The following is a 20,519-nucleotide window of genomic DNA, read 5'->3' on the forward strand; positions in this document are numbered from 1 at the left end:
TGGGCTCCGAGAGGCCCGGAGCAACCGTAGGCGTCCTGCCCGCCGCCGCCCCTTGCAGCACAATGGGAGTCCCCGCTCCCTTGTGGATGCCGACCTTGGTGATCGCCAGCGGCAATCCCCACAAGGTGGCCGAAATCAGCGCCATGCTCGAGCTGGTTGAGCTGGAGGTGCTGCCCCAGCCACCGGGGCTTGAGATCGAGGAAACCGGGTCGACCTACCTCGAAAATGCGCGGCTCAAAGCTGAAGCCGTGGCCCAGCTCACGGGCCATTGGGCCCTGGCCGACGATTCCGGCATCGAGGTGGATGCCCTGGGCGGCGCCCCTGGCATTTACTCCGCCCGCTACGCCCCCACCGACCATGAACGCATCCACCGGCTGCTGAAGGAACTGGACGATTCGCTCTACCGGGGCGCCAGCTTCCGCTCGGCGATGGTGCTGGCCGACCCCTCCGGCATCACCCGGGCCGAGGCTGAGGGCATCTGCCGAGGCCAGATCCTGCGCGCAGCCCAGGGGCATGGGCCTGGCTACGACAGCATCTTCTATGTGCGGGAGGCGGGCAGCTCCTATGCCCAGATGGGGCCCCACCTCAAGGCCAAGCTTGGTAGTCGCGGCAAAGCAGCCCGCCAGCTGGCCCCCCAGTTGCGCCGCTGGCTGGAGCTTCCCGGCTGAGGGCAGGATCAGCGAGCGCTGCTGTTGATGTGTGAGATAGCCCGCATCGCAGCAGCGGCGGCCTCCTCCACATCCCCTTCCTTCCCAGCCAGAGTGAGACGTCCGAAGGCTCCGACGGCCTTGACATCCACCACAGTGATGTTGGAGGCCTTTTCCGCCTCGTTGGCAGCAATCAACACGTAGCCGGCGGGCTCCGTTTCGAGAATGAACATGCTCATACCCGCCTGAATCATCGAGCCGCGACGGTTCTGGCGGTTGATCAGCACGGCATGGTCGGGGGTGATCGCCCGGATGATCTCCGTCCAGCTCACCTCGGCGCGGCTGCGGTCCTCCTTGCGGTTGCCGATGGCTTCCAGCACCACATCGCCGGAGTGGAGCACATTGCTCTGGTCGCGGTGGTAGAGCGCCAGCGAGCCGAAAGCCCGCTCCACAATCATCTGGCCGAGCCGCACCGTGCTGGCCTTGAGGGCGATATCGGTGACCCGGTGCACGGCCATACCTGGGGACACCTCCAGCCACAGGCAGGCATCGCCAGGGATCGGCAGGAAGCCCTGGCTCACCGTGCCCATGTAGGCCGCCAGCTGGGGCTGCAGGGAGTCGAGAAAGACGTAGGTGCGCAGTTCAATCGACTGCACCTGGCTGGTCTGGCGTGCCAGACGGGAGCCTTCGCTGTCGGTGGTGATCACGCAGCTGGCCCCATCGCTGTCGAAGTCGACCTGGGTGCCGGTGATCAAGGATCCTGATCGCGGGGATCCACCAGCCGGCCTCGCTGATCCCATGCCGGTTGAAGGGCCCGACAAACTCTCCCGTCTCCGACGGGTCGCCAGGTCTTCACGCGATGGCTGGCGGGCTGGCAAGGGAGTGTCCTTCAGGCAACTGCCCGTTCATCGGCTCAGCTGCGGCAGGATCTTAACCCTGATGCCCCCGCCCCTTGCCCATCGGGATGGAGCCGGTACCGTCCAGCCAACGTTGATGGGACGGGTTCATGGCCACCAGACGCACCACCTCCAACTCCCCTGACTCAAGCCCCAGCAGCCGGGCCAAAGCCGCCCAGGCCGAACCCATGCCCCCCGCCGACACCACTGGCGACGCCGCGATCCCCGAGTGGATGGCCCAGGCGGCCGCCCAGGGGGTGAAGCCTGAACAGGCCCTGGCGTTCATTGGTTTGGGGCTGATGCAGAAGATGGCCGGCTCGGGGCAGGACTTGCCCTGGATCTGGTCGGAGGCCGAAGACGGCGGCCAAGCTGATCTGGCCGCCCTGCGGCAGCGCCTCGAGCTCACCCAGCTGGCCCTGCAAACCGGCGCCCCCCTGACAACGGCGGACGTGAGCCAGTTGCTGGGAGTCAGGCCCACCAGTGAGGCCGTGGAGCGCGGTGGTCTCAAGGCCCGGCGGCTGAGCCGCAATGTGTGGAAGCTGAGCCGGCTCGACGACACGGACAACCGCAGCGACGACGCGTTCCGTCGCCGCTTCTAAGTCGAGCCGGTCAGGGGCTGGATCAGGCCAGCCCCACCAACTTCATCGATTCGGCCCACACCCCCTGGGCGGTGTCGGGGTTGCTGGCCTTGTCGGAAAGCTCCTGGCTGAACTGCTTGCCGCCCTGCTTCTGGCGGTTGCCCCAGCTCCAGTGCACCCCAGACGCGGCGAAGGCGGGGTCGGCCACCACCTGGGCCACCCGCTCACCCGCCAGGGCTTGGCTCACGTAACCGCCGGTGATGTTCTTCTGGAACCAGGGGAAGATCTTCTGGAAGGCCTTGGGAGCATTGCGGAACAGGGGGGTGTCGGCCACGCAGCCCGGATAGAGGGAGCTGAACACAAGGCCGGTGGAGGCGTGCAGCCGGCGGTGCAGCTCCTGGGTGGTGATCATGTTGCAGAGCTTGCTGTCCTTGTAGGCCTTGCCGGGCTTGAAGGGCTTGCCATTGGCCATGGCGATCGGCGCCTTGAAGCCGGCCTTGAAGCCCGCCAGATCGCCGAGGTCCGCCGGGGCGGGGATCGGGATCTTGCCGCCCAGTTCCTTGGAGTTGGCGGTGACGGTGCCGAGCACCACCAGCCGACGCGAGGGGTGGCTGGAGCGCTGCAGATCCGGCAGCAGCAGCTGAATCAGCAGGAAATGACCCAGGTGGTTGGTGGCCATCGAAATCTCGTAGCCCTGGGGAGACCGCTCAGGTTCCTTGAGCCGAGGCTTGTAGACAGCGGCATTGATCACCAGGGCATCGAGCGGACGTCCCAGGGAGGCCACCAGGGTTTCCACCCCCACGCGCACACTGTCGAGGTCGCCGAGGTCGATGCGCAGGTGGCTGAGCTGCGACGAAGGAATGCCCAGGGATTCGGCGGCGGCAGCGGCCCGCACCGGATCACGGTTGGCCGTCACCACAAACCAGCCCCGATCCGCCAGGGCTTTGGCCGCATTCAGCCCAACCCCTGAGGTGGTGCCGGTGATCAGAACCGTTCCGGCGCCAGCAGCGTCCGCCATCAAACCCGTCTAAACAGCGGGCCCCAACTTACGGGGTGGGCTGGCTGGCTTCAGGGGTTTGCCACACCACCCGCAGGCGGTTGGGAGCGATCCACTGGTTTTGCTCGCGGATCAGACGCTGCTCCCCCTCCACCATGAACAAATGATCAAACCGGTCACGGGCCTTGGACAACTTGGCCTGCTCCAGATCGAGCACGGCGGAGAGCTCACCCTGCCGCTCCATGCGCTCCTGGTAAGCCGAAGCCAGGCGGGCCAGGCTCACGCCCGCCACCACCACCAATCCCACCTTCACGGCAAGGCCAATCAAGCTGCAGAGCAGCTCCTGGCGCTCGGTGGAGAGGGCTTGCAATGCAGCCGTTTCGCCCCCCGAAGCGACAGGGGGGGGCGAGCGATCCAATCCCGTCGATTTGGAGACACGTGGCACGGAGCTTGCTCGTGCGGAATCACGTGAAACAGCTCCCCGAGCGGACATGTCTGCAGCGTGCTTGACCGCAGTTGGTCTGGATGCAGCCGGCCTGAATGCAGAGGGGGGCGGAGAGGGCATGCTGGCACCGATGGGGCAGGGCCCGGCAGGTCTTGCACGCTTCTAGCGGCCCAGCCCCCGCTTGCCAAGGGGATGGATGCGATGCCTCAAGCCTTGTAAAGACTGAAGCACAGACGAACGGCCAGCACGCCCGCATGGGCGGCCACCACCAGGGCAATCAGAATTTCGGCCTGGCTGAGTGCAGAAACCATCGGGCTGTGAACGCAACAGGGTGCGCCCCATTCTTTGCCCTGCGGTGGCTACGGTCCAGCCTCACCCGCCCTGCTGTCACAGCTCTTGATGGCTGCTGTCTTGATGGATTCCGTGGAGATCACCGCGTCGCAAATCCGCAATCTGGATCTGGGCGGCCTGCAGCCCTGGGCCCGACTCAACCCTGCCGTCCTGGTGCAGCAGGCCGGCAGCCTCACGCTCAACGTCGACTGGCCGCGGGCCGACGATGACCCCCGGGAGCTCTCGGAGATTCCCGAGCTGCGCCTCTGGTCGCTGCGGGCCGATGCCGAACTCCCCTGGCTGCCGCTGGTGCTGGAGCGCAGCAGCGGTCAACTCACCCGCCATGTCGCGATGCTGGTGCCCCATCACTTCAGCCGCACCGAGGGCATTCGCTTTGCCCCCGAAGCCCTGGAGCTGTGGATTACCCACCGCCTGTTCGGCCTGGATGCCTGGGCCCGCAGCCATGGGCTGCAGTGCCGCCAGGGATTGGGTCAAATGGCTGCCGTGCTCGGCTTTGAGCTGGATGCCGAGTTTTGGGCGCCGCTGCCCCCGAGCTGACATCAGCTGGGCGACCCCAACAGCAGCAACAGGGCGCGACGGCCGCTATCCACAGCCAGCAGCAGGGTGAGACCCCGCAGCAACCACACCAGCTGGGCATCGCTGACGCGATCGAGCCGCGCTGCCGACCAGCGGGCTGCGATGGCGGCGGTGGCACCCAGGGCCAGGCCCACCGGTAGAACCCCTCGGCCATCGAACAGAAACGTGCTGGAGGCCACCGCAGCCGAAACCAGCACCGCCAAGGTGCTGAAGCGGATCGCCAGGTGGATCGGCACCCGCAGCACCTGAACCATCAGGGGCACCATCACCAGCCCACCGCCCAGCCCCAGCAGACCGGTGGCCAAGCCCGCCACCCAGCCCACCGTGGTGAGTCCGAGCTGATTGAGGTTTGGCGTCTCCACGGCCGCCAGAGCGGACTGGGGGCGGATCGTGAACGCAAGCACGCCGTACATCAGGGCCTGCAGGGCGAGCAGGTGCCAGCCCTGCAGGCCGAGGCCCATCTGGCTGAACAGGCCGGCTCCGAGGCAGGCCCCCAGCCCGATCGCCAGGCTGCCCCGGACCGGGAGACTGCGGCTGCGGAGGTGGGTCCAGGTGCCGCCCAGGGTGGTGGGCACGATCGCCAGGGTGCTGGTGGCGAGGGCCTGGTGCGGATCGAGTCCCGCCAGCAACAACAGGGGCGCAAACACCAACCCGCCACCGATGCCCAGCAACCCCGAGAGCAGCCCCGCCAGCAGGCCCAAGGGCAGATAGGGCAACAAACTCCACAGCATCCGGGCAATCTGGGGCGATGGCGGTTTCCTCAGCATCCCCCATACCCCGCCTGCGCACCCTGCCCAGCAGCTGCCTGGCGGGCGACTGGCAGATGGCCATCGATGGGTGGCTGCTGGAGCAACGGGCACCGGCGTTTCGGCTCTACCGCTGGCAGCGGCCAACGCTGTCGCTTGGATTTCACCAGCACCACCTCGAGCCCCACTGGGGCGAGCTGGCGGCTGGCGGGCTGATCGAGCTGGTGCGCCGACCGAGTGGGGGCCGGGCGGTGCTTCATGCCGGGGAGATCACCTATGCACTGGTCTGGCCCGATGCGCCCCGGCAACGCCAGCGGGCCTACGCCCTGGCCTGCGGCTGGCTCCTCGACGCCTTTGCCAGCCTGGGGCTACCCCTGGAGCCGGGTCGTCAGGCCGCCAGCCTGCAACGCAGCAACTGCTTCGCCAGCAGCACCGCCGCCGATCTGGTGCATGCCGGAGGAGCCAAGCGAATCGGCAGCGCCCAGCTGTGGCGCCAGGGGTGCCTGCTGCAGCATGGCTCGATCCTGGTGGAGCCACCCGCCGAGCTCTGGCAGCTGGTGTTCGGCGCCAACCCGCCCGCCTTGCCCGACCTGCCGCTGGACCCCAGGGAGCTGGAGGCACTGCTGCAGCAATGCGCGGCGGCAGCTCTGCCCACGGCCACCGCTGGGGTTGTGCCCCTGCCGCTGAGCGCCGCGGAATGGGCCCGCATCGCCGCGGGCCGTGCCCCCTATTGGGTCAACGGGTCGACGCCGCCCTTGGCCTCGCCGGAGGCCAGCATCGAGCGCACCACCTGAGGCAGAGCCAGGCCCAGGGGATAGGTGCCGTGGCGCCGAGCCGTGGCCAGCAGCGGTGCCGGTAGGCGCAGGCCCAGTTTGGCGAGCACGGCTTCGCCCAGCTCAGGGCGCTCGATCGTGCCGCAGGGCAATCCGGCTGGGCTGAGCACGAGCAATCGGTTGGCACCGCTGTCTTCAAGCTGCTGCACCGCCTGCCACAGGGGCGCTGACTCGCGGATGGCCGGCAGGCTGGAAAGGGGCTGCATGTGATCACCAATGCGGTCGCTGTCCCAGCGCTGCACCGGCAGCTGCTGCAGTGGCGTGTCGTCGATGACCCCCTGCCAACGGCCGCGGTCGCACACCAGCAGCCAGTCGTCCTGGTCGGCCTCGGTGGCCTGGGAGAGTCGAATCTGGCTGAGCTCCCGCAGCCGACCAGCCGCCTCCAGCACCCGAAACCGTCGCCCCGCCGCATCCCGCACTTTCAAGGCATTGAGGGTTTGCTGCAGGGCCAGCATCTGCCGCTGGTTGCGGGACGCCCCTAAACCGAACCAGCCCAGCAGCATCAACCAGGCGCCACTGAGGCCGCCGCCCCGCAACAGCACCACCGTGCCCAAACCGATCGCAAGCAGCGACAGCAGGCGACCGCAGCTGTTGGCAACCTCCACACCCCGCCGCTGGCTGCCGCTGGCCTGCCACACCAGAGCCTTGACGATCAGCCCGCCATCGAGGGGCAGACCCGGCAGCAGGTTGAACAGGCCCAGCACCAGGTTGAGGGAGCCCAGCTGAGCCACCATCGCCCCCAGCAAGGGCGAGACGTGGTCCGCCGTGTGGGTGCCAGCCAACAGAGCCCCGCCCAGCAGCAAGCTTACCGCGGGCCCTGCCGCGGCCACCAGCAGGGCACCCATGGCCGTGCTGCATTCCCGCTCGACGCTGGCGACACCGCCCAGCAAAAAGAGCGTGATGCTGCGCACCTGCACCCCCTGGGCCAGGGCCACCAGGGAATGGCCCAGCTCGTGCAGCAGCACGGACACAAACAACAGCACCGCCGTCGCCAGGCCCAGGCCCCAGAGCGCTGCCGCGCCAACCGGATCCTTAAGGCTGAGGCTGTAGTGCTGCTGGAAGGCGGCAGTGGCCAACGCCAGGATCACAAACCAGCTGGGATGAATGCGCAGGGGAATTCCCCTGATCTTGAACAGCTGCCAGCCCTCTCCCACGGCCCCTCCACCCGAGTGTCTGCCCAGGCCAGGCCCGAAGCGTCAGAACATGAATCCTAGAAAGGCCCAACGGCACGCGCCCAAGCCATGACGTCCCCCCTGCTGAAGATTTGCGGCCTGCGGGATCCCGAGCAGGCGGCGGCGGTGGCCTGCCTGGGGGTCGATGCGATCGGCGTGATCGGCGTGCCCGGATCACCGCGCTACCTGGAGCCAGGCCAACGGCCACCCCTGTTTGCCGCCGTTCAGGCGGCCGCCCCCCTCTGCCAGAGGGTGTTGGTGGTGGCCGATCCCGACGACCGGCAGCTGGCGGAGCTGGCCGGCGGCCAAGGCCATGGGGTGGTGCAGCTACACGGCTCGGAAACGCCGGAGCGCTGCCACCAGCTGCGGGCGAGCCTGGGCTGCACGGTTTGGAAGGCCCTGCGGATCCGCAGCCCCCACGACCTGAAACAGGCGTGGGACTACGCCCACGCCGTGGATGCCCTGCTCCTGGATGCCTGGGTGCCCGACCAGCTGGGGGGGACGGGCCACCGCATTCCCAGCGAGTGGCTGGCGGGTTTCACTCCGCCCCTGCCCTGGTGGCTGGCGGGGGGCATCCGGGCCGATCGGGTGGCGCCGCTGCTGGCCCAGCTGACGCCCACGGGGCTGGATGCGTCCAGCGGTGTGGAGCGGGCTCCTGGCGACAAGGATCTGGCGTTGGTGCAGGCGCTGGTGGCTGCCGTTCGGGGAGAACTTGGCTGAGGTCGGCCTTTGCGGCCAAGATCAGGCTGTGTTCACGACGCGATGATGGGCTGCCTCTCTGGTTTCGCTCCCCTGCCCCTGCTGCTCGCTCTGGCCGGTGCAGCGACGCCCGCCCTGATGCTGCCCCTGCAGGCCCAGGACCTGGTGGGCTGCCAGCTGGTGGACGGTCAGCTCTCCTGCGTGCCGGGGGTAAGCGCCGATCCCCAGGCCCAGATCAGCGCGCTGCGCCAGCAGATCAGCGCCGACCTGGCCCAGGAAAGCGCGGTGCAGCAGCAGATCGATGGCTTGCAACAACTGGTGCTGCAGGGAGAGGCGGTGCAGGGCCAGGTGCTCCAGGCCGCCGCCGTTGCCGACCTCTTGGCCGCCTTGCCGCCGCAGGCCTTCCACTGGTACCGCCGCACTCCTGGTGCCAGCCAGTGGCTGCTGATCAGCGGGGCCAGCGGCCCCACTTATGTGCTCCAGCCCCAGGACGTTTCGAGCGAAGTGATGGTGGTCGTGACGGTGTCCACACCAGAGGGAGGCGCCAACCGCCAGGCCTCAACCCCTCTTGGCCCGGTGCGGCCGACTCCTTAACGGCGAGAGCCCAGAGACTCAGGTGGACAACAACGCTTCCTGCTGCTTGACCAACTCGAAGAACTCAGCCTTGAGGCTGGGATCCAACCGGAAATCGCCCCGCATCACGGAATTGACCATGCTGGTTTGGGGTTCTTTCACGCCCCGCCACTTCATGCAGTAGTGCTGGGCTTTCACCAGGATCGCAAGGCCCTGGGGCTCACAGAGACGCTCAATCTCATCGGCCAAAATCATCACCGCTTCTTCTTGGATGTGGGGGCGAGAAAACACCCAATCAGCCACCCGTGAGAATTTCGACAGCCCGATGACCCGATCGCCAGGCTTGATGCCGATCCAGCAATTGCCGAGAATCGGCACCAAGTGGTGGGAACAGGCCGAGCGCACCGAAATGGGTCCAACGGTGTAGATCTCGTCGAGCTTCTTGACGTTGGGGAAGCTGGCGATCTTGGGCTGGTGGTGATAACGGCCCTTGAACACTTCGTGGAGGTACATCCGGGCAACCCGCTCGGCCGTCTCCTCGGTGTTGTGATCATTGTCGATATCGATCACCAAGCTGCGCAGCAGCTCGCGCACCTTGCCGGCCACTTCAATTTCCAGCTGATCGAGCTCGCCCTCCTTGAGATGCTCGGCGATGTTGTCGTTGGCGAGATACGCCACACCTGCTGCATCCAAGCGCTCACGGATCCGCAGACTCACTGGCAACGGACCCGCGTCCGGGGCACTTGCGCGGGAGGGAAGACTTGAAGGCAGGGTCGAGGTCATGGAGGGGCTCAAAACGCGCCGGCGGCCGGCATGAGGGTGAGGTCTTCCACCACCAGAGTGGCGGGCTGTTGGGCCAGATACAGCAGGGCTTCGGCCGCCCGCTCAACCTCAAGCATGGCACGGCGATCAAAGGAGCTGTGGACGGTTTCACTCTCCCAGAGGGGCGTATTCACCGCACCCAGGGTGAGGGTGCTGACCCGTATCCCGTGGGAGCGTTCTTCAGCCGCCAGGCAGCGGCTCAAGGAGACCAAGGCGGCCTTGCTGATGCAGTAGGCACCCCAGTCGGGAAAGGCGTTGTGGGCAGCATGGCTGCTGACATTGATGATGTGACCACCACCAGCCGCCCGCAGGCGCGGCACCAGCGCCTGACACAGCTGAAACACGGCCGTGAGGTTGAGCTGCATCACCTGCTGCCACTGCGCCAGCGGCATCTCCGCCAGGGAGCCGGTATAGGCCATGCCGGCGTTGTTGATCACCACGGAAGGGATGAGACCACGGCTGCAGAGGTCTTCGAGACCGGGGCCCACGGCTGTGGAATCGCCCAAATCAAGGCCGATGGTCTCAACGCGGCGACCGCTCTGGCCCAGCTCGCTCGTCAGGGCATCGAACTCCTGCGACGGGCGGGCCAGCAACAGCAGGTCGTAGCCGGCGGCGGCGAACAGCCGTGCCGCCGTGGCCCCGATTCCCCGGGAGGCTCCGGAGATCAGGGCCACAGGCGCCTTAGGCGTTGGATCAGACAAGGGCAAACGCCAGGACGTCGATGGAACCGAAGGAAACCTTAAGAGCTGCGGGAGGGATCTGGGGTCTCACTCTCCAGGACGCGCCCCATACGCCGGAACTTGGCGTAGCGCTGCTCAATCAATTGGGTCTCGCTGAGGGTTTGCAGCTCGGCGAGTTGCTCCAGCAGGGCGGTCTTGAGGGTTTCGGCGGCTTGCAAGGGGGCCCAGTGGTTGCCGCCGGAGGGCTCCGGCAGCACCAGATCCACAATCCCAAGTTGGAGCAGATCGGGGCCGGTGATCTTCAAGGCTTCAGCGGCAGTTGACGCCTTGCCTGCATCCCGCCAGAGGATCGAGGCACAGGCTTCCGGGCTGGCCACGGTGTAAACGCTGTGCTCGAACATCAGCAGCCGATCGGCCACACCGATGCCAAGAGCTCCACCGGAGCCTCCTTCTCCAATCACCGTGGCAAGGATGGGCACCCGCAGCCGGAACATTTCGCGCAGGTTCACCGCAATGGCTTCGCCCTGACCTTGCTCCTCCGCCAGCACCCCCGCATAGGCGCCTGGGGTGTCGATGAAGCTCAGGATCGGCAGACGGAAGCGGTCGGCATGCTCCATCAGCCGCATTGCCTTGCGGTAGCCCCCGGGTGAGGCCATCCCGAAGTTGCGGGCCACATTTTCCTTGGTGTCGCGCCCCTTCTGGTGGCCCAGCAGCACCACGCCCTGGTCACCGATACGGCCCACGCCACCCACCAGCGCCTGGTCGTCGCTGCCACGGCGATCGCCGTGCAGCTCCAGCCACTCATCGGTGATCACCTGGATGTAGTCCAGGGTGCTGGGGCGCTGGGGGTGGCGAGCCACCTGGATTTTCTGAGAGGGCGTCAGGGCATCGAAGATGTCCTTGCGGCGCCGGGTCGCGAGGGTTTCGAGCTGCAGCAGCTGCTGGCTCACGTCCACTTCCGAATCACGGGCCAGTTGGCGGATCTGCTCGATCTGTTCCTCGAGCTCAACCAGCGGTTTTTCGAACTCCAGCAGGGCGCGGCGAGCCATGGCAAGGATGTTGGGAGGGAAGAGGAGGAGGGATGAACTAGGCCGTGGTTAGCGCTGGGCTGGGATCGGACTGCAGGGCCAGACCCAGGGCCCGAAAACCGTGGCGCTCGGAGGCGGCTCCAATCAGATCCATTTTGTCGAGGGTGATGTTGTTGCGCCCCCAACTGAAATTGGTGTGAATCCCTTCAAACTCCAACAGAATCGCTTCAGCGAAACAAGCAAACATCTGACGCTTGGGATTGTCCATTTCGGCCATTTCCATCATCTGCCAGGTGATGTCGCTGAAAAATTCAACGATGCCCCCTTTCAGCACATGGATGCCAGCACCGCTGGCCTTGGTGTCGAGATTTTTTGGATAGCCCCCGTCGATCATCAGGCAGGGCGACTTGAGGTTGGCCGCATCGATGCTGAGGGTCTGGGGCAGGCTGGCCACCCACACCACCACATCCGCTTCCGGCAGGGCTTCCTCGAGGCTGAGAATCCGCCCGCCGCACAGCTCCTGCTGTAGATGAAGCAGAGGTTGCGGCTGACGGGCCACCAGCAGCAGCTCCTTGACACCGGTGCGCTGGCTGAGCCAGCGACACACCGCGCTGCCAATGTCACCGGTGGCGCCCACCACGGCCACCCGGGCCTGGCGTAGATCAATTCCCAGCAACGGGGCATTGGTTTCCACCTGGCGGCAGATCACCCAGGCGGTGTGGGTGTTGCCGGTGGTGAAGCGATCCCACTCCAGGGTTGTGGAGCGGATCTGCTGCTCTTTGAGCAGATTGAAATTCTCGAAAATGATCGAGGTGAAGCCGCCCAGGGCCGTGATGTCAAGGCCATTTTTCTGGGCCAGCTCCATGGCACTGAGCACCTTGCGCCGAGCGGTTTTGAACCGGCTCAACATTTCAGGAACGAAACAGGAGTCGATGTAGGCCCCTTCGATCGTTTTCCCGGTGGCACTCGTCACCTCGAGCCGCTCCACCAATTGGGGAGGGGCACTGCACCACACATCCAAGTCGCCCTCAGCGAACTCCTCAAAGCCGAGGCTGCGGGCTTTGGCACGGGCCTCCTCAAAGCTTGTGGAGTGACCGATGAGGCCGAACATGGGCAATCCCCAGGGGATGTCGCCGACGCTACATCCCGCCAGGATCGGCCTGGCGGGATGGTTAGCCAACGCGGGTTAGCCGATCAAGGCCGCCGCTGCCATCTTGGCGATCTCACGGGAGGTGAGGCCCACATCCATGAGTGCTTCCTGGTACGACGTGAGGAAATCCGCCATCAGATCTTCCTGGTCCATGTGAAGAACAGACGCATCACCAGCCACCTGCTCGAGCATCTTGCGCACCAGAGGCAGGTTGTCGCGGTTGGCCTGCTCAAGCTCTTCACGGCAGGTCTCGAGGTTGGCCTTCAACCACTCCTGTCCATAGTTGAGGTGGGTGTATTCATCTTTGACAACTCCCTCGGTGATCTTGCGGGCGAAGGGATCAGCGACAGGGATATAGATGTGGTAGGCCGAAATGGCGAAGGCCTCAATCAAAATCGCCTGGATCAGCAGGCAGGTGGTCACCTTGCCCTCGGCTAGGGCCTTCTGGAAATTGCCGTGAAGCGGTGCGAAGAACTCCTTGGCAAAAGGCATGTCGGCGGTGACGCCCAGGTTGTTGGCGCAGGCCGTGAACCCTTTCATGTGCTTGAGCTCCATGCGGGCCAGCCGGGCAAGCTCCTCAGCCTGGTCGGGGATCAGCGTGCCGATGGCGATGTAGTTATCGTGCGCTTCCTGCTCACCCTCGATCACGATGGCGTTGATGCGGCTGTAGGCGTCTTTGTAGGCGTCGGTGCTGAAGTCGGGCAGTTGATCGGGCAGTTGCTGGGCGGAAGTCGCCTCGGAAACTGCAGGGGAGGCGAGGGTTGCCATGGCTGCCGTGCACTTGGAACAGATCCCCCAACTGTAGCTACCCTTACCGGGCACCTGTCCGGCTGGGTGGTGGGGTCTCCGTCGTTGGCCACGGGCTACGTAGCAGAGCGTCGAAGCGTTGCAGCCATCCCTCCACCAGACGCTCAAACAACTGGGCCCCCAGCGCCGCCGAAGCACCCCGAGCATCGCCGATCACACCGGAATCGCTCAGGTCTTGGGTAAGCCAGGCCAGCGGGGCAGCCCCCTCCAAACTCCATCCCGCCGGGCTGGGGCCAGCCTTGCGTCCATCGCAGGGGCGCTCCTCGCCCACCAGCTCAGGAGCCAGATGCAGCATCAGGCTGGTTTCCACCAGGCCGGCATGCAATCCGACGGAGCGCTCCGGCTCCGGGATCAGCTCGGCGATTCCCTCCGGACCACTCCACAAAAAGCAAGGCAACACCACGAGCTCGGGGCACTCCGCCCGGAGTTGGCGCGCGGCCGTTTGCAACAGGGCGATCTGGCCCCCATGGGCGTTGAACAGCACCAACCGCCGAAACCCGGTGGCAGCCAGTTCACGGCCAACGGCCACCACCTGGTCGATCACCAGACCGGGCGGGAGGCTGAGGGTGCCGCAGAAGCCGCGATGCTCGGGTGAAAAGCCGATGGCCTGCAGCGGCAGCCGCAGGATCGGCAGGTCCGCATCCAGGGCGGCGAGCGCCGCATCCAGCACCCGTTCGGCAAATAGGCCATCAGTGCCCAAGGGGAGATGGGGCCCGTGTTGCTCCACCGCACCCCAGGGCCATACCACCGTGCTTCCCCACCGGGCTGCAATCTGCTCGACCTGGGGCCAGGCCAGTTGTTGCACGTGGCGCCGAGACTCCATTGCATCAGAACGGATCTCTACAGTGTGAGGCTCACAGCCCCCAGTGGAGATGGCCGGTACCGGCAGCCAACCGCCCTCGTCTGCGTCATCTCCCGCGCCAGCACCGGGTTCATCGCGCCCGGTGCCCCCTGGAGCCGCCCAGCCGCAGCCCGTGGCCCCGCTGCGCAAGCCGCCCCAGGTGTTGATGATCCGCAAGGATCAGCCCGTCGTGGCAGCGCCCGAGCCCGTCGTGGCGCCGCCCAAGCCGGAATCCGTCCGAACTCCGGAACCCCCGGCCGCCGCCGCTCCACCCCCCAGCCCGGTGCGGACCCCAGCCCGCAACGACGACGACCTCTTCGACCTGGGGGGCATGGAAGGCCTCACCATGGCCGACCTGCTGGGGCCAGACTCCAATCAGCAGCGGCAGTCGCGCCGCACCTCGAGCGCCGATCAGGCTGGCAGCGCACCGGCCCGCAGCGTCGACGATTTCGAATTTGACGAGGAGGCGTTCCTGGCCGCCCTCGACGAGCACGAACCCCACGGCACCACCGGGGAAGTGGTGCGCGGCACGGTGATAGGCCTGGAGAGTGATGGGGTGTACGTGGACATCGGTGGCAAGGCCCCGGGGTTCATGCCGAAAGCGGAATGCGGCCTTGGTGTGATCACCGATCTCAAGGAGCGCTTTCCCAAGGGGCTCGAGCTCGAGGTGCTGGTGACCCGCGAGCAGAATGCCGACGGGATGGTGACCATCAGCGCCCGGGCCCTCGCCCTGCGCCAGAGCTGGGAGAAGGTGCGCGCCCTGGAAAAGGAGGGCAAGGTGGTGCAGGTGAAGGTGAACGGCTTCAATCGCGGCGGCGTCACCTGCGATCTGGAGGGACTGCGCGGCTTCATTCCCCGCTCCCAGCTGCAGGAGGGTGAAAACCATGAAGCCCTGGTGGGCAAAACCCTCGGGGCGGCGTTCCTGGAGGTCAACCCCGAAACCCGCAAGTTGGTGCTGTCGGAGAAGAGAGCCGCTACCGCCGCCCTGTTCCAGAACCTGGAGGTGGGTCAATTGGTGGAAGGGCAGGTGGTGTCGATCAAGCCCTACGGCCTGTTTGTGGACCTGGGGGGCGTGAGCGGCCTGCTGCACCAGTCGGCGATCACCGGCGGTCAATTGCGCGAGCTGCGCGAGGTGTTCGGCCAAGGCGATCGGCTCAAGGCCCTGATCACCGAGCTCGATCCAGGCCGCGGTCGCATCGCCCTCAACACCGCCCTGCTGGAAGGCCAGCCGGGCGAACTGCTGATCGACAAAGACAAGGTGATGGACGAAGCCACCGACCGTGCCAACCGCGCCCGCTCGGTGCTCCGCCAGCAGGAGCAACAGGCCGGATGAGCAAGGCCCCTGTTCCAGCGGAGCCAGTGGAGGCCCCAGTGACAACCGCCCTCTCCCCCGACTGGGAGCTCGACTACTACTCACGGCCCATCCTCGAGCCCGACGGCAAGAAGCGCTGGGAGCTGCTGATCTGCTCCACGCCCCAGGTGCAGACCGCAGAACAGCCCTCCGCTGCAATCTTTCGCTGGGTGCAGGCCTGCCCCGCCTCCAGCGTCAACTCGATCTGGCTGAAGGACGCCCTCGAGCAAGCCCTGGCCGCTGCTGCCGCCAAGGGCTTCGGGCCCCCACGGCGGCTGCGCTGCTGGCGGGCCTCGATGCGCACCATGGTGCAACGGGCCGCCGAGGGTCTGGGCCTGGAACTGGTGCCCAGCCGGCGCACCTATGCGCTGGTGACCTGGCTGCAGGAGCGGGAGCGTGACGTTTACCCCCAGGAGAGCGGCTACATGGCCGGCCCCCTGGCACCGCCACCCCAGCCGATCCGCCCGATCGCCGTACCCCTGCCAGAAGCGGCTCGGGGCGAGAGCTGGGGCTGGGCCACCCTGCCCGTGGGCGCCCTCGCCAGCGCGGCCGACTGGGAGCTGGGATTTGCCGGCCTGGTGCCTCTGCCGGAAGACCTCTCCCCAGAGGTGCCGGTGCCAGGGATTCGCCTGTTCAGTGCCTCCCGGGCCCTGGCCCTGGCCGGTTGGCTGGCGGGGTTGGAGCCGGTGCGCCTGGACATCAGCGGGCAACAGCTGGTGCTTGAGGCCGGATTGGAAGACCGCTGGCTACTGAGCGATCTTCCGGCCGATGAGGCGAAGGCGGCGGTAACGGCCTTCGCCGCGGCCCGCCAGCAGGCCGGAGGGCTGCAATTTCTCGCCGTCCAGGCCCGCGAAGACGACCAGCGCTTCGAGGGCTTCTGGCTGCTGCGCGACCTCCCCGACGCCTGACACCACTGGCACCCGGCACCGACCATGGCCGAAGCGCTCGATCCCCCTTTTGACCGTCCCGACCGGGACTTCAACAGCCTGCCGGGCTGGACCTGGGTGGGCACCTATGGCGGCCACTACCTCCAGTGCGACCTGCTCGGCAGCTTTGAGCACGCCTTTTTCACCCGCCAGTGGCAGGGTCGGGGGCCTGAGGTGCTGGCCGGCTACGTGAGTGCCGGGGTGAGCGTGCACCGTCTGCGCCAGGTGCACAGTGCCGTGGTGCTGCCGGCCAGCCAGGCCACGGCCGAGCCCTGGCCCGAGGCCGATGGCCTGGTGAGCGATGGCGGCGGCCAGTGTCTCTGGGCCTGCGGCGCCGATTGCACGCCGGTGCTGATCGCCGATCCGGTTTCGGGCCGGGTGGCCACCTGCCATGCGGGTTGGCGGGGTGTGGCCGGCGGCATCCTGGCCGCGGCCGTGCAACAACTGCAAGCCAGCGGCAGCCGCGCCGCCGAGCTGCTGGTGGCCCTGGGTCCGGCGATCAGTGGGTCTTGCTACCAGGTGGAGCGGGCGGTGAGCGAGCAGGTGGCGGCGGCCCTGGCGCCCAACGAGCCGGAACACCTGCCGGACCTGTTGGAGGCCTTGCGCTGCTGCGGCGCCCTGCAAGATGACCCCGATCCCCAGCGCGATCGGCTGGACATTCGCGCCGCTGCCCGCCGCCAACTCGAGAACCTCGGCGTTGCGACTGAACGCATTGCAATCTGCCCCCTTTGCACAGCCACTGAGCCACTGCTATTTCACTCCTGGCGCCGTGATCAAGTGAAAGCGGTGCAGTGGAGCGGGATTGTTTCCCAGACCTGATGTTCGAAACCAAATTTTTTTTCGCCGCCCATGCGACTGGATGTGACGAAATCCATGCGTCTTGGCGCAGCACCGATCCGGATTTACGCCGGATTCCCACCCCTTCGCTTGCAGTCGGGACAGATCCTGCGCAATAATGCAGATGTTGCATAAATCTCATCCATGCTCACTGGCGCTGACCTCCTCGCAAAGGTCAAGGAACATGGAGATGTGAGCAAGTCCGATCTCGTCCGAGCTTGCGGCTATGTCTCCCACAAGAAAGATGGCTCTGAGCGGCTGAATTTCACGGCCTTTTACGAGGCCCTGCTCAACGCCAAAGGTGTTGATTTCGGTAGCACCGCCAAAACCGGCAAAGGCGGCCGCAAGCTCAGCTTCAACACCAAGGTTCAGTTCAACGGCAACCTGATGGTGGGCAAGGCCTACACCGGCATGCTCGATCTCAAACCCGGCGACGAATTTGAGATCAAACTGGGTCGCAAGCAGATCCGACTGGTTCCCCTGGGCGCTGAAGACGAGGACGAGTGATCGCCAAGGCGACCTGCTCGGCCACCTTGATGCCATCGATGGCCGCAGAGAGGATCCCGCCCGCATAACCGGCCCCCTCTCCCGCCGGATAGAGCCCTGGGGTGTTGCAACACTCCAGGGCTGTTTTGTCTCGGGGCAGCCGCAGTGGCGAGGAGGTGCGCGTTTCCACCCCCGTCAGCAGGGCATCGTCCATCGCGAAACCGGGGATGCGACGTTCAAACACCGGTAGGGCCTCCCTAATGGCCTCCAGCACAAACGCTGGCAGGCAACCCTCAAGCGTGCCAAAGCGCACCCCAGGCTGGTACGACGGGTGCACAGCCCTGGCGCCGCCGCTGCTGGGGCGACCGGCCAGGAAATCCCCCACCCGCTGGGTGGGGGCCTGGTAGCTGGACCCACCGGCGATGAAGGCACGGCCCTCCCAGTGCCGCTGGAAGGCCACCCCGGCCAGGGGATCGTTGGGTCCATCGCCGTAGGGGGCCAGATCGTCGAGGTCGACCGTCACAACAATGCCGCTGTTGGCGTTGCGCTCATTGCGGGAGTGCTGGCTCATGCCATTGGTCACCACCCGGCCCGCTTCTGAGGTGGCACCCACCACCAAGCCGCCCGGACACATGCAAAAGCTGTAGACGCTGCGGCCCTGGCTGGCTTCGCCGCTGCAGTGATGCACAAGCTTGTACTCGGCGGCGCCCAGGCGCGGATGGCCGGTGGCCTCACCCCAACGGGCGCGGTCGATCAGGCTCTGGGGATGTTCGATGCGCAGGCCCACCGCGAAGGGCTTGGGCTGCATTGCGACACCGGCGTCCTTCAGCATCGCGAAGCTGTCGCGGGCGCTGTGGCCGAGGGCCAGCACCACATGGCTGGCCGCAATCCGCTCGCCGCTCTGGAGCCGTAGGGCCTGCACGGAGCGATCCCCATCCGCCAACTCCAGGCGGTCCACCCGAGCCTGAAAGCGCACCTCACCCCCCAGGGCCTCAATCCGCTGGCGCAGGCCTCGCACCACCGTGGCCAACTTGAACGTGCCGATGTGGGGGTGATGCAAGGTGAGGATGTCTGGGTTGGCACCGGCGGCCACCAGCGCTTCCAGCACCTTGCGCACGTAGGGCTTCGCCTCGCTCACCTGGCTGTAAAGCTTGCCGTCGGAAAAGGTGCCTGCTCCCCCCTCCCCAAACTGAGCATTGGAGTTGGGGTCGAAGGGGCGGTTGCCTTTCCAGAAGCCGAAGGTGTCGGCCGTGCGCTCCTTAACAGCTTTGCCGCGCTCCAACAGCAGGGGCCGGAAGCCCATCTGGGCGAGCAGCAGGGCCGCGAAGTAGCCACAGGGGCCAGCCCCCACCACCACCGGACGCGGTACGGCCACCCCTGGATTGGTCCCAGCGCCGGGGGCCTGGGCCACCGGGTGGTACGTCGTATCGGGGCTGGGCCGCAGATGGGGATCCCCCGCGAAGCGCTGCAGCAGGCGGGCCTCCGCCCGCGGATCGAGGGCCAAGTCCAGATCGAGGCTGTACACCAGGGCGATGGCCTGGGGCTTGCGGGCATCGACGCTGCGCTTCACCAACCGCACCGCTCGCAGCTGGTCGGGAGCAATCCGCAACCGCCGGCACGCCGCCGCCTCCAGCTCGGCGTCGCTGTGGTCGAGGGGAAGTTTCAGCTCACTCAGGCGCAGCACAACCGTCTCCTGGGGGGCCCAACCGGAGATGGCGGCCGATGTATGGCGTTATTTCAGCAGTTTCGAGGTCCGCCGTCAGGACAACGCCTCGGCCTGCCAGGGTGAGAACTGATACGGCGCCAGCCCCATGGGGATCACCCACTGCCCCCTCTGCATGGCCCTGGCGGTGCTGTGCGTGGTGCGAGCCATGGCCCACGGCACCCTGTTGTGGCGCCTAGCGGCTTGATTGATCCCCCTTGCCCCGGGCGCTAAGCAGGGGGCAGTCCTTTGCCTGCAGACCATCCCATGGATGAGCGCCCCATGCACCAGTGGCCAGGCTCCTCCTTGCGGCGGCGGGATGTTTTGGGTCTGGCGGGGCTGGCCTTGGGGGCCTGGGCGACTACCAGCCTGCCCTCAAGGCCTGCTGCAGCCAGCTCCAACAGGGTCGGGGCATCCGCACTGCCACCGCGGGGCGACCTGCGGCTGGTGGCCATCAGCGACCTCAACAGCAGCTATGGCTCCACGAGCTACCTGCCGGAGGTGCTGCGGGCTGTCGAGCTGATTCCCAGCTGGAAACCCGACCTGGTGCTCTGCGGCGGCGACATGGTGGCCGGCCAGAAGCAGGGGCTCAGCCGCGTGCACCTGAGTGCCATGTGGGCCTCCTTCCACCGCCAGCTGCTGGCGCCGCTGCGGCGGGCGGGGCTGCCGGTGGCGATCACCATGGGCAATCACGATGCCTCCTCCGCCCGCTCCGGCGGGCGCTACGCGTTCGAGCTCGACCGGCAGGAGGCCGAGCGCTACTGGCGCGGGCAGGAAGACGGGCTGGGGCTGTCCTTCGTGGATGCCAGCCGGTTCCCGTTCGCCTACAGCGTGCGCCAACACAACCTGTTCCTGCTGGTGTGGGATGCCTCCTCCGCCACCGTGCCGGCTGAGCAGGTGGCCTGGGCCGAGCGCCAGCTGAGCAGCCCGGCGGCGCAGTCGGCCCGGCTGCGCCTGGTGCTGGGCCATCTGCCCTTCTATGCGGTGGGGCAGGGCAGGGACACCCCTGGCAACGTGCTGCAACAGAGCGACGCCCTGCGCCAACTGCTGGAGCGCACCGGTGCCCACGCCTACATCAGTGGCCACCACCACGCCTACTTCCCCGGCCGGGTGGGCCAGCTGGATCTGCTCAACCTCGGCGCCCTGGGCAGTGGGCCGCGCCGTCGGCTGCAGGATCCCTCGCCACCGGTGCAGACGCTCACCCTGATCGATGCCTTCTGGCCCCGGGGCGAGGGCACCGGAGAGGGCAGCACGACGGGCCGCACCGTTTACACCACCTACAACATGCGCACCCTGCAGCCGATCGCCAGCCAGCAGCTGCCGGCCCAGATCCGCCCCAGCCAGGGGCCGGTACTGCGGCGAATCGGCTAAACGGA

Annotated in this window: 24 protein-coding genes; 11 read left to right on the forward strand and 13 right to left on the reverse strand. The window is 66.7% G+C overall.

All coding sequences use genetic code 11. The annotated features are described in order from the left end of the window. Positions 1-86: 86 nt before the first annotated feature. The gene (gene rdgB, locus CJZ78_RS05325; RefSeq protein ID WP_094559874.1) at positions 87-668 is read left to right on the forward strand and encodes an RdgB/HAM1 family non-canonical purine NTP pyrophosphatase; all 582 of its coding nucleotides are present in this window, start codon (positions 87-89) and stop codon (positions 666-668) included. 8 nt (positions 669-676) lie between these two features. Here the strand turns inward: rdgB and CJZ78_RS05330 are convergent, their stop codons facing one another. After that, positions 677-1,447 carry a BMC domain-containing protein gene (locus CJZ78_RS05330; protein WP_094559875.1) on the reverse strand — a complete coding sequence of 257 codons (771 nt, stop codon included), beginning with the start codon at positions 1,445-1,447 and terminating at the stop codon, positions 677-679. A 329-nt stretch (positions 1,448-1,776) separates the two neighbouring features. Between CJZ78_RS05330 and CJZ78_RS05335 the strand changes: the two genes are divergently transcribed. Further along, positions 1,777-2,142, forward strand: a complete 366-nt coding sequence (locus tag CJZ78_RS05335) for a hypothetical protein (RefSeq protein WP_094559968.1) — start codon at positions 1,777-1,779, stop codon at positions 2,140-2,142. Between the two features lie 22 nt (positions 2,143-2,164). Here CJZ78_RS05335 and CJZ78_RS05340 read toward each other — a convergent pair whose 3' ends face one another. The 3 genes from CJZ78_RS05340 to psaM form a co-directional block, all read right to left on the reverse strand. Next, the gene (locus tag CJZ78_RS05340; RefSeq protein WP_094559876.1) at positions 2,165-3,139 is read right to left on the reverse strand and encodes a protochlorophyllide reductase; all 975 of its coding nucleotides are present in this window, start codon (positions 3,137-3,139) and stop codon (positions 2,165-2,167) included. 28 nt (positions 3,140-3,167) lie between these two features. After that, positions 3,168-3,563, reverse strand: a complete 396-nt coding sequence (locus CJZ78_RS05345) for a hypothetical protein (protein ID WP_233128519.1) — start codon at positions 3,561-3,563, stop codon at positions 3,168-3,170. A gap of 206 nt (positions 3,564-3,769) precedes the next feature. Then, the gene (gene psaM, locus CJZ78_RS05350) at positions 3,770-3,874 is read right to left on the reverse strand and encodes a photosystem I reaction center subunit XII (protein WP_094559878.1); all 105 of its coding nucleotides are present in this window, start codon (positions 3,872-3,874) and stop codon (positions 3,770-3,772) included. Between the two features lie 103 nt (positions 3,875-3,977). Here psaM and CJZ78_RS05355 point away from each other — a divergent pair, with 103 nt between their 5' ends. Further along, entirely contained in the window at positions 3,978-4,451 is a 474-nt protein-coding gene (locus tag CJZ78_RS05355) for a CRR6 family NdhI maturation factor (protein WP_094559969.1), read from the forward strand. Between the two features lie 2 nt (positions 4,452-4,453). Here CJZ78_RS05355 and CJZ78_RS05360 read toward each other — a convergent pair whose 3' ends face one another. After that, on the reverse strand, positions 4,454-5,221 hold the full coding sequence (locus tag CJZ78_RS05360) for a sulfite exporter TauE/SafE family protein (protein ID WP_198953847.1): 768 nt from the start codon (positions 5,219-5,221) through the stop codon (positions 4,454-4,456). A 17-nt stretch (positions 5,222-5,238) separates the two neighbouring features. On the opposite strand from CJZ78_RS05360, the gene CJZ78_RS05365 reads away from it, so the two are divergent. Beyond that, positions 5,239-6,030, forward strand: a complete 792-nt coding sequence (locus CJZ78_RS05365) for a hypothetical protein (RefSeq protein WP_094559879.1) — start codon at positions 5,239-5,241, stop codon at positions 6,028-6,030. Here the strand turns inward: CJZ78_RS05365 and CJZ78_RS05370 are convergent. Further along, positions 5,964-7,223 carry a site-2 protease family protein gene (locus CJZ78_RS05370; protein ID WP_094559880.1) on the reverse strand — a complete coding sequence of 420 codons (1,260 nt, stop codon included), beginning with the start codon at positions 7,221-7,223 and terminating at the stop codon, positions 5,964-5,966. The genes CJZ78_RS05365 and CJZ78_RS05370 overlap by 67 nt on opposite strands. 87 nt (positions 7,224-7,310) lie before the next feature. Between CJZ78_RS05370 and CJZ78_RS05375 the strand changes: the two genes are divergently transcribed. Both CJZ78_RS05375 and CJZ78_RS05380 read left to right on the forward strand, forming a co-directional pair. After that, a complete protein-coding gene (locus tag CJZ78_RS05375) occupies positions 7,311-7,961 on the forward strand; it encodes a phosphoribosylanthranilate isomerase (RefSeq protein WP_094559881.1) in 651 nt (216 codons plus the stop codon). A gap of 45 nt (positions 7,962-8,006) precedes the next feature. After that, positions 8,007-8,534 (forward strand): hypothetical protein, encoded by a 528-nt coding sequence (locus CJZ78_RS05380; RefSeq protein ID WP_233128520.1) that lies wholly within the window; start codon positions 8,007-8,009, stop codon positions 8,532-8,534. 18 nt (positions 8,535-8,552) lie between these two features. On the opposite strand, the gene folE is transcribed toward CJZ78_RS05380, so the two are convergent. From folE to CJZ78_RS05410, 6 genes are all read right to left on the reverse strand, one after another. Next, positions 8,553-9,296 (reverse strand): GTP cyclohydrolase I, encoded by a 744-nt coding sequence (folE, locus tag CJZ78_RS05385; RefSeq protein WP_094559883.1) that lies wholly within the window; start codon positions 9,294-9,296, stop codon positions 8,553-8,555. Positions 9,297-9,304: 8 nt separating this feature from the next. After that, positions 9,305-10,003: an SDR family oxidoreductase gene (locus CJZ78_RS05390; protein ID WP_094559971.1), complete on the reverse strand. Its 699-nt coding sequence runs from the start codon at positions 10,001-10,003 to the stop codon at positions 9,305-9,307. A gap of 71 nt (positions 10,004-10,074) precedes the next feature. Further along, on the reverse strand, positions 10,075-11,064 hold the full coding sequence (locus CJZ78_RS05395) for an acetyl-CoA carboxylase carboxyltransferase subunit alpha (protein WP_094559884.1): 990 nt from the start codon (positions 11,062-11,064) through the stop codon (positions 10,075-10,077). 37 nt (positions 11,065-11,101) lie between these two features. Continuing rightward, complete coding sequence (locus CJZ78_RS05400; protein WP_094559885.1) at positions 11,102-12,154, reverse strand: long-chain acyl-[acyl-carrier-protein] reductase; 1,053 nt, start codon at positions 12,152-12,154, stop codon at positions 11,102-11,104. 75 nt (positions 12,155-12,229) lie between these two features. Continuing rightward, entirely contained in the window at positions 12,230-12,961 is a 732-nt protein-coding gene (locus CJZ78_RS05405) for an aldehyde oxygenase (deformylating) (RefSeq protein ID WP_094559886.1), read from the reverse strand. Between the two features lie 43 nt (positions 12,962-13,004). Next, positions 13,005-13,823: a creatininase family protein gene (locus CJZ78_RS05410; RefSeq protein WP_094559887.1), complete on the reverse strand. Its 819-nt coding sequence runs from the start codon at positions 13,821-13,823 to the stop codon at positions 13,005-13,007. A gap of 49 nt (positions 13,824-13,872) precedes the next feature. Here CJZ78_RS05410 and CJZ78_RS05415 point away from each other — a divergent pair, with 49 nt between their 5' ends. The 4 genes from CJZ78_RS05415 (at position 13,873) to CJZ78_RS05430 (ending at position 17,462) form a co-directional block, all read left to right on the forward strand. Continuing rightward, positions 13,873-15,174 (forward strand): S1 RNA-binding domain-containing protein, encoded by a 1,302-nt coding sequence (locus CJZ78_RS05415; protein ID WP_094559972.1) that lies wholly within the window; start codon positions 13,873-13,875, stop codon positions 15,172-15,174. Then, the gene (locus CJZ78_RS05420) at positions 15,171-16,100 is read left to right on the forward strand and encodes a Tab2/Atab2 family RNA-binding protein (RefSeq protein ID WP_094559888.1); all 930 of its coding nucleotides are present in this window, start codon (positions 15,171-15,173) and stop codon (positions 16,098-16,100) included. Before CJZ78_RS05415 ends, CJZ78_RS05420 begins: the two co-directional genes overlap by 4 nt. 24 nt (positions 16,101-16,124) lie before the next feature. Beyond that, entirely contained in the window at positions 16,125-16,937 is an 813-nt protein-coding gene (pgeF, locus tag CJZ78_RS05425) for a peptidoglycan editing factor PgeF (RefSeq protein WP_094559889.1), read from the forward strand. Positions 16,938-17,099: 162 nt separating this feature from the next. Beyond that, a complete protein-coding gene (locus CJZ78_RS05430) occupies positions 17,100-17,462 on the forward strand; it encodes an AbrB family transcriptional regulator (RefSeq protein WP_094559890.1) in 363 nt (120 codons plus the stop codon). Here the strand turns inward: CJZ78_RS05430 and CJZ78_RS05435 are convergent. Beyond that, the gene (locus CJZ78_RS05435; RefSeq protein WP_094559891.1) at positions 17,401-19,125 is read right to left on the reverse strand and encodes an NAD(P)/FAD-dependent oxidoreductase; all 1,725 of its coding nucleotides are present in this window, start codon (positions 19,123-19,125) and stop codon (positions 17,401-17,403) included. The two genes, CJZ78_RS05430 and CJZ78_RS05435, sit on opposite strands and share 62 nt — an antisense overlap. A gap of 285 nt (positions 19,126-19,410) precedes the next feature. On the opposite strand from CJZ78_RS05435, the gene CJZ78_RS05440 reads away from it, so the two are divergent. Beyond that, entirely contained in the window at positions 19,411-20,514 is a 1,104-nt protein-coding gene (locus tag CJZ78_RS05440; RefSeq protein ID WP_233128521.1) for a metallophosphoesterase, read from the forward strand. The last annotated feature ends 5 nt before the right edge of the window (positions 20,515-20,519 follow it).

Origin of the sequence: Synechococcus sp. 8F6, assembly GCF_002252665.1 — a bacterium.
Lineage (GTDB): Bacteria > Cyanobacteriota > Cyanobacteriia > PCC-6307 > Cyanobiaceae > Cyanobium_A.